This is a genomic window from Thermomonas sp. LB-4, assembly GCF_036409385.1.
Classification (GTDB): domain Bacteria; phylum Pseudomonadota; class Gammaproteobacteria; order Xanthomonadales; family Xanthomonadaceae; genus Thermomonas.
In genome coordinates this window covers 21267-27266 of sequence record NZ_JAXOFT010000027.1, presented here as the reverse complement: position 1 = coordinate 27266, position 6000 = coordinate 21267, and the positions used below count along the sequence as shown (strand labels likewise).

Below are 6000 nucleotides of genomic sequence, written 5' to 3'. Positions count from 1 at the left end.
CACCTACTTCTTCCTCAAGATCCGCGCCGCATTCCCCGGAGTTGGGAGATGAACCAAAAAAACGCCCCTGCGGCGGGGCCTCGGCCCGGCCCCGGACGCCGGTCAGTCCAGCAGTTCCATCGCCATCACGATGGCGTCCTCGCGGCCGTCGCGGGCCGGGTAGTAGCGCGGACGCCGGCCGATCTCGTTGAAGCCGCTGCGCTGGTACAGCGCGATCGCGCGCGGATTGGAGGGCCGCACCTCCAGGAACACGCGCTGCGCGCCGTGGCCGCGGGCGATCTTCAGCAGCGCCTGCAGCATGCGCGCGCCCAGCCCCTGCCCTTCGTGGCCGGGCGCGGTGCACAGGTTGAGCACATGCGCCTCGCCGGCGGCGATGCTCAGCACGCCATAGCCGACGATGACGCCCTGCTGCTCCAGCAGCCACATCGGGTAGCCGGCGCGCAGGCAATCGCGAAAGATGCCGCGGGTCCACGGATACGGATAGGCGCGCTCCTCGACCAGCATCACCGCGTCAAGGTCGGCCTCGCGCATCGGCCGCAGGCTCGCGGCCGCTTCCGTGGCATATCCCATGGCGCTCACGCGCGGGATTCGCGACGCATTGCGCGCAGGCGCGGCCACAGCGCGCGCTTGGCGTCGGCATTGCCGCGCAGGTGGGCGCTCTGCGCGGCAATGTCGGGCCGGGACAGCAGCGCGTCCGGCGCCACGCCGGCCGCACGCGCCAGCCGCGCCAGCATCGGCGCATCCGGCGCCACGCCTTCGGCGGTGGCTCCTGCAGGCGACGCATCCGGCAGGCGATAGAGCACGTGGCCAAGCTCGGCCAGCGCCGCCCGCTGGAACCCGTCCCAGCCCACCTTCAGCCGTCCTGCCCCGCCGGGTGGCGGCGGCGGAACCACATGAGCGGGCCCGACAGCGCATACAGGGTGCTGGCAGTCAGCAGCGTCACCGCCGGCGCGACCCACAGCGCGATCAGGATGGCCAGCGCCACCACCAGCACGAAGAACGGCACCCGGTCGGCCTTCGGCCCGCTGCCGCTGCCCTTGAAGCTGCTGTAGCGGATCCGGCTGACCATCAGCAGGCCCGCCACCACCGTCAGCGCCAGCGCCGCATAGCGCAGCTCCTCGCCGGACCAGCCGAATTCCTGGCAGACCCAGACGAAGCTGGCCATCAGGCCCGCCGCAGCCGGACTGGCCAGGCCGACGAACCAGCGCTTGTCCACGGTGCCCACCTGGCTGTTGAAGCGGGCCAGCCGCAGCGCCGCGCAGGCGGCATACAGGAATGCCGCCAGCCAGCCGATCTTGCCCAGGGTCAAGCTGTCGAGCTTCATCGACACCAGCGCCCAGTGGTACATCAGCATGGCCGGGGCCATGCCGAAGCTGATCAGGTCGGCCAGCGAGTCGTACTGCACGCCGAACTCGCTCTGGGTGTTGGTCAGCCGCGCCACCCGCCCGTCCAGGCCATCCAGCACGCCGGCCACGAAGATCGCCACGCAGGCCGCCTCGAAGCGTCCCTGCGACGCGGCGATGATGGCGAAGAAGCCGCCAAACAGCCCGCCGGTGGTGAACAGGTTCGGCAGCAGGTAGATGCCGCGGCCGCGCGGGCGCGGGGCGGGGGTTCCGGTTTCGTCCATGCCGCCAGTTTACGGGCTTGCGGCGGCGGCGGCGCGGTGCTGCAATCGGCGCACATTCCCCCGGAGCGCCCGCATGAACCCCATCCACTCCTTCGCCATCGCGCTGGCGCTGACCGTGGCCGCGGCACCGGCGTTGGCGCAGCAGCAGCGCGTCTACCAGTGGAAGGACGCCAATGGCGTGACCCACTACACCGACGTGGCGCCCAAGCAGAGCCACCAGACCCGCGACCTCGACGTCCGGGACGGCAAGCCCGCGGAAGGCGCCGCCAAGCAGCCGGAAAGCGAGCAGTGCACCAAGGCGCGCGGCAACGTCGCCCGCCTGCAGGGCGGCGGCCCGATCGGAATCGACACCAACAGCGACGGCAAGCCGGACCGCAACCTGACCGCGGACGAACACAAGGCGCAGCTGGAGCTGAACCAGGCCGCGGTCAAGGCGTTCTGCATGCAGGCCAAGCCGTGAAACAGCTGGGCATGCTGCTGGCCGCGGTGGCGCTGGCGGCCGCGGCGTGGTGGTGGTTCACCACCGAGATGCCCCGCCGCGAGCGCGAGCGCCAGGCCGCCGCGGAGGCCGCGGCCATCCAGGCCGAACGCGCCAACGCGCTGTACCGCTGGCGCGACGACGCCGGCAACCTGCAGGTCACCGAGGAACCGCCGAAGGGCCGCCGCTACGAGCGGATCAGCCGCGCCCCGCAGGACGGCATGGCGGTGGACGGCGCCAAATAGGCGCCGCGCCCGCGGGGGGCGCCGGCGGCGCATGGCAGAATGCGGGTTTTCCCCACGCCCGAACGCCATGCGCCTGTCGCAATTCCACCTCCGCACCGAAAAGGAAACCCCCGCCGACGCCGAGATCGTCAGCCACAAGCTGATGCTCAAGGCCGGCATGATCCGCAAGCTCGCCGCCGGCCTGTACACCTGGTCGCCGCTGGGGCTGCGCGTGCTGCGCAAGGTGGAAGCCGTGGTGCGCGAGGAAATGAACCGCGCCGGCGCGATCGAAATGGCGATGCCCTCGGTGCAGCCGAAGGAATTGTGGGAGGAAACCGGGCGCTGGGCGAAGTTCGGCCCGCAGCTGCTGAAGATCCGCGACCGCAAGGAGCAGGAATACTGCTTCACCCCCACCGCCGAGGAAGCGGTCACCGATTTCTTCCGCCAGGAAATCGCCAGCTACAAGCAGCTGCCGGTCAATTTCTACCAGATCACCAGCAAGTTCCGCGACGAGATCCGCCCGCGCTTCGGGGTGATGCGCGCGCGCGAATTCATCATGAAGGACGCCTATTCCTTCCATGCCGACGAGGATTCTCTGCATGCGCAGTACCGCACCATGTACGACACCTACACGCGCATCTTCACCCGGCTGGGGCTGAAGTTCCGCGCGGTGGCGGCGGATACCGGCGCGATCGGCGGCAGCGCCTCGCACGAATTCCACGTACTCGCCGACTCCGGCGAGGACGCGCTGGCGTTCTCGGAAACCTCCGAGTACGCGGCCAACGTCGAACTGGCGGAAGCGGTTGCGCCCGGCCCGCGCCCGTCAGCGTCGGAAGCGCTGCGCGATATCGAAACGCCCACCCAGAAAACCTGCGAGGAGGTGGCCGCGCTGATGGAGATCGCGCTTACGCGCACGGTCAAATCGGTGGCGATCATGGCCGTCGATGGCGACGGCGGCCCGCAGTTCGTGCTGGCGCTGGTGCGCGGCGACCACACGGTGAACGAAATCAAACTGGCGAAACTGCCGGGGCTGGCCGATTACCGGCTGGCCACCGAAGCGGAAATCCTGGAATACCTCGGCAGCGAGCCGGGTTTCCTCGGCCCGCTCCAGGCGAAAAAAACGATCCGCGTGATCGCCGATCGCAGCGTGGCGGCCATGGCCGATTTCGTGGTGGGCGCCAACAGGGTGGGCTTCCATATCGCCGGCGTCAATTGGGGCCGCGACCTGCCGGAGCCGGAAACCGCCGATATCCGCAACGTGGTCGAGGGCGATCCGTCGCCGGACGGCAGCGGCAGCCTGCGGATGGCGCGCGGGATCGAGGTTGGGCACGTGTTCGCGCTCGGTCGCAAATACTCCGAAGCGATGAAATGCACCGTGCTGGATGCCAGCGGCAAGGCGGTGAACCCGGCGATGGGCTGCTACGGCATCGGCGTCTCGCGCATCGTCGCCGCGGCGATCGAACAGAACCACGACGACGCCGGCATCCGCTGGCCGCAGGCGATGGCGCCGTGGCAGGTGGCGGTGTGCGTGATCAACCCGAAGAACGACCGGACGGTGGCGGAGGCGGCCGAAAGCCTGCACGCGGATTTGAATGCCGCCGGCATCGATGCCGTACTGGACGACCGCGGCCTGCGCCCGGGCGCGATGTTCGCGGATATCGAGCTGATCGGCATTCCGCACCGGGTGGTGGTGTCCGGCCGCGGCCTGGAAGCCGGCACCTTCGAATATCGCGCGCGCAGCGCGGCGGAGCCGGAAAACCTGGATCGGGCGGCGCTGCTGGCGCGGATCGCGAACGGCTGAGGAAAACAACCGCGGCCGCATCCGCTATCCCCGAGATATTGGCGGCAAATGCATCCGCGGTTATTATCCGGTCCATCCATGGACCGGATAATCCCTTCATCCAGTATAAAGAAGAGCCCATGAGCCTCAATATCGAAACCCTGAACCCGCAGGAACTGGCCGCGCTGATCAAGCGCGCCAACAGCCGCCGCAAGGTGCTGGCCAAGCGCAAGCCGGCCGCGCAGACCAAGGCGGCGGTCGCCAAGGTGCTGAAGGCCTCCGGCTGGACGTTCGAAGAGCTGTACGGCAAGGCCGGTGGCAGCGCTGCCGCCGCCGCGCCGAAGAAGGCCCGCAAGGCCGCCAAGGGCCGCAGCACCGGCAAGGTGCCGCCGAAATACCGCAACCCGGCCAACGAGAAGGACACCTGGACCGGCCGCGGCCGCCAGCCGCGCTGGGTGGCGGCGGAAATCGCCAATGGCCGCAAGCTGGAAGACCTGCTGATCAAGTAAGCGCGCGGCACCGCGAGGGCAAAGACGCCGGCTTCGCGCCGGCGTTTTTCTTCCGGCGTTGCGCCGAATCGATGCGGCGCTTACAGGCTGCGCCGCGTGGGCATCAGCAGGTTGCCGAATATCAGCCCCGCCAGCAGCGCCATCAGGGTATTGAGTGCGGCCATCGCCGCGGCCTCGCCCGCGCCGATGTCCTGCGACTGCACCAGCGAAATCACTCCGCGCAGCGAAATGCTGCCCGGCACCAGAATGATGATGCCGGGCAATCGCACCAGCGCGCCGGGCCGGTTGAACCAGCGCGCATAGGCATTGCCCGCCGCGGTCGCCGCCAGCGCCGCCAGGAACACCCCGGCTATCGGCCCCAGCCACTCGCCGGAGAAGCGCGAGATCAGGTAGCCCGCGATCACCGCGCCCATCACCAGCGGATAATCACGGCGCCCCGCCTGGAACAGCACCGCGAAGGCGTAAGCGGCCAGCCCCACCGCGCCCCAGACCACCCACTCGGGCTGGGGTCGCGACGCCCGCACCTGCGGCTCGATCCCGGCCACCTCGGCGAGCCCGAACGCGATCGCAATCCCGATGGTCAGGCTGACGATGATCATCAGCGCGCCGGCGAAGCGCGCCGTGCCCGACACCAGGTGGCGGCTGGTCAGTTCGTTGGTGGACAGCGCCAGCATCATGCCGGGCAGCAGCACGATGACCGCCGCGATGATCACGGTATTGAGATTGAGCGGCCCGACGAAACTGCTGACCAGGATCGCCACCGCACCCGCCAGCAGGCCGGCCAGCGCCTCGAAACTCTCGTGCAGGCGCGGCCGCGACTGCGCCGCCAGCGCCAGCCCCCCGATCAGCAGCCCGATCACGCAGGCGGTGGCGATGTCCAGCCACGGCAGCCGCAGCAGCCCGGCCACCGCGGCCGAGGCCAGCGCGAAGCCCAGCGCCACCATCATCTGCCCGCGCCAACCGCCGGGACGATCCAACTCGCGCAGCGCCGCGCGCCCGGCGCCGATCCCCATCCGCCCGTTGATGACGTCCTCGGCGATGCGGTCCGCTTCGCACAGCTTGCGCAGATTGGTGTCGCCCAGGCCCGGACGGATGATGCGGGTGGTGTCCGACTCGCCGGCCGGCCGCGCCGGGTCGCTGAAGGACAGGATGATCCCGGTGGGATTGCACCAGGGCTGGCATTCCAGCGCCAGCTTGCGCGCCACCGATTCGATCGCGGCCTCCATGCGCTGCGAGGTGGTGCCGTAGGCGTGCAGGTGCCTTGCCAGGTCCACCACGAAGGCGATGCGTTCGGTGTAGGTCGTTTCGGTCATGGCGGGCAGGCGGCGGAGACGTCCAAGCATCGCATGCGCGATGCTGCATTCACACGTCGACACGGCATT

Annotated in this window: 8 protein-coding genes; 4 read left to right on the top strand and 4 right to left on the bottom strand. The window is 69.5% G+C overall.

Annotated features, from left to right (window positions below; all coding sequences use genetic code 11):
* Positions 1-102 precede the first annotated feature (102 nt).
* Genes rimI through pssA form a run of 3 tightly spaced genes read right to left on the bottom strand, consistent with a single transcriptional unit; the run spans position 103 to position 1627 of the window.
* Positions 103-570, bottom strand: a complete 468-nt coding sequence (rimI, locus tag SPK54_RS12285) for a ribosomal protein S18-alanine N-acetyltransferase (protein WP_330948181.1) — start codon at positions 568-570, stop codon at positions 103-105.
* A gap of 5 nt (positions 571-575) precedes the next feature.
* Positions 576-851, bottom strand: coding sequence for a hypothetical protein (locus tag SPK54_RS12280; RefSeq protein WP_330948180.1), 276 nt, complete (start codon positions 849-851; stop codon positions 576-578).
* A 2-nt stretch (positions 852-853) separates the two neighbouring features.
* Positions 854-1627, bottom strand: a complete 774-nt coding sequence (gene pssA, locus SPK54_RS12275; protein WP_330948179.1) for a CDP-diacylglycerol--serine O-phosphatidyltransferase — start codon at positions 1625-1627, stop codon at positions 854-856.
* Between the two features lie 73 nt (positions 1628-1700).
* Between pssA and SPK54_RS12270 the strand changes: the two genes are divergently transcribed.
* The 4 genes from SPK54_RS12270 (at position 1701) to SPK54_RS12255 (ending at position 4618) form a co-directional block, all read left to right on the top strand.
* Complete coding sequence (locus tag SPK54_RS12270; RefSeq protein WP_330948178.1) at positions 1701-2087, top strand: DUF4124 domain-containing protein; 387 nt, start codon at positions 1701-1703, stop codon at positions 2085-2087.
* Positions 2084-2350 carry a DUF4124 domain-containing protein gene (locus tag SPK54_RS12265; protein ID WP_330948177.1) on the top strand — a complete coding sequence of 89 codons (267 nt, stop codon included), beginning with the start codon at positions 2084-2086 and terminating at the stop codon, positions 2348-2350. The genes SPK54_RS12270 and SPK54_RS12265 overlap by 4 nt, the downstream gene beginning before the upstream one ends.
* Before the next feature lie 67 nt (positions 2351-2417).
* Positions 2418-4130, top strand: a complete 1713-nt coding sequence (locus SPK54_RS12260; RefSeq protein ID WP_330948176.1) for a proline--tRNA ligase — start codon at positions 2418-2420, stop codon at positions 4128-4130.
* A 119-nt stretch (positions 4131-4249) separates the two neighbouring features.
* Positions 4250-4618 (top strand): H-NS histone family protein, encoded by a 369-nt coding sequence (locus SPK54_RS12255; RefSeq protein WP_330948175.1) that lies wholly within the window; start codon positions 4250-4252, stop codon positions 4616-4618.
* Positions 4619-4698: 80 nt separating this feature from the next.
* Here the strand turns inward: SPK54_RS12255 and SPK54_RS12250 are convergent, their stop codons facing one another.
* A complete protein-coding gene (locus tag SPK54_RS12250) occupies positions 4699-5931 on the bottom strand; it encodes a threonine/serine exporter family protein (protein WP_330948174.1) in 1233 nt (410 codons plus the stop codon).
* Between the last annotated feature and the right edge of the window lie 69 nt (positions 5932-6000).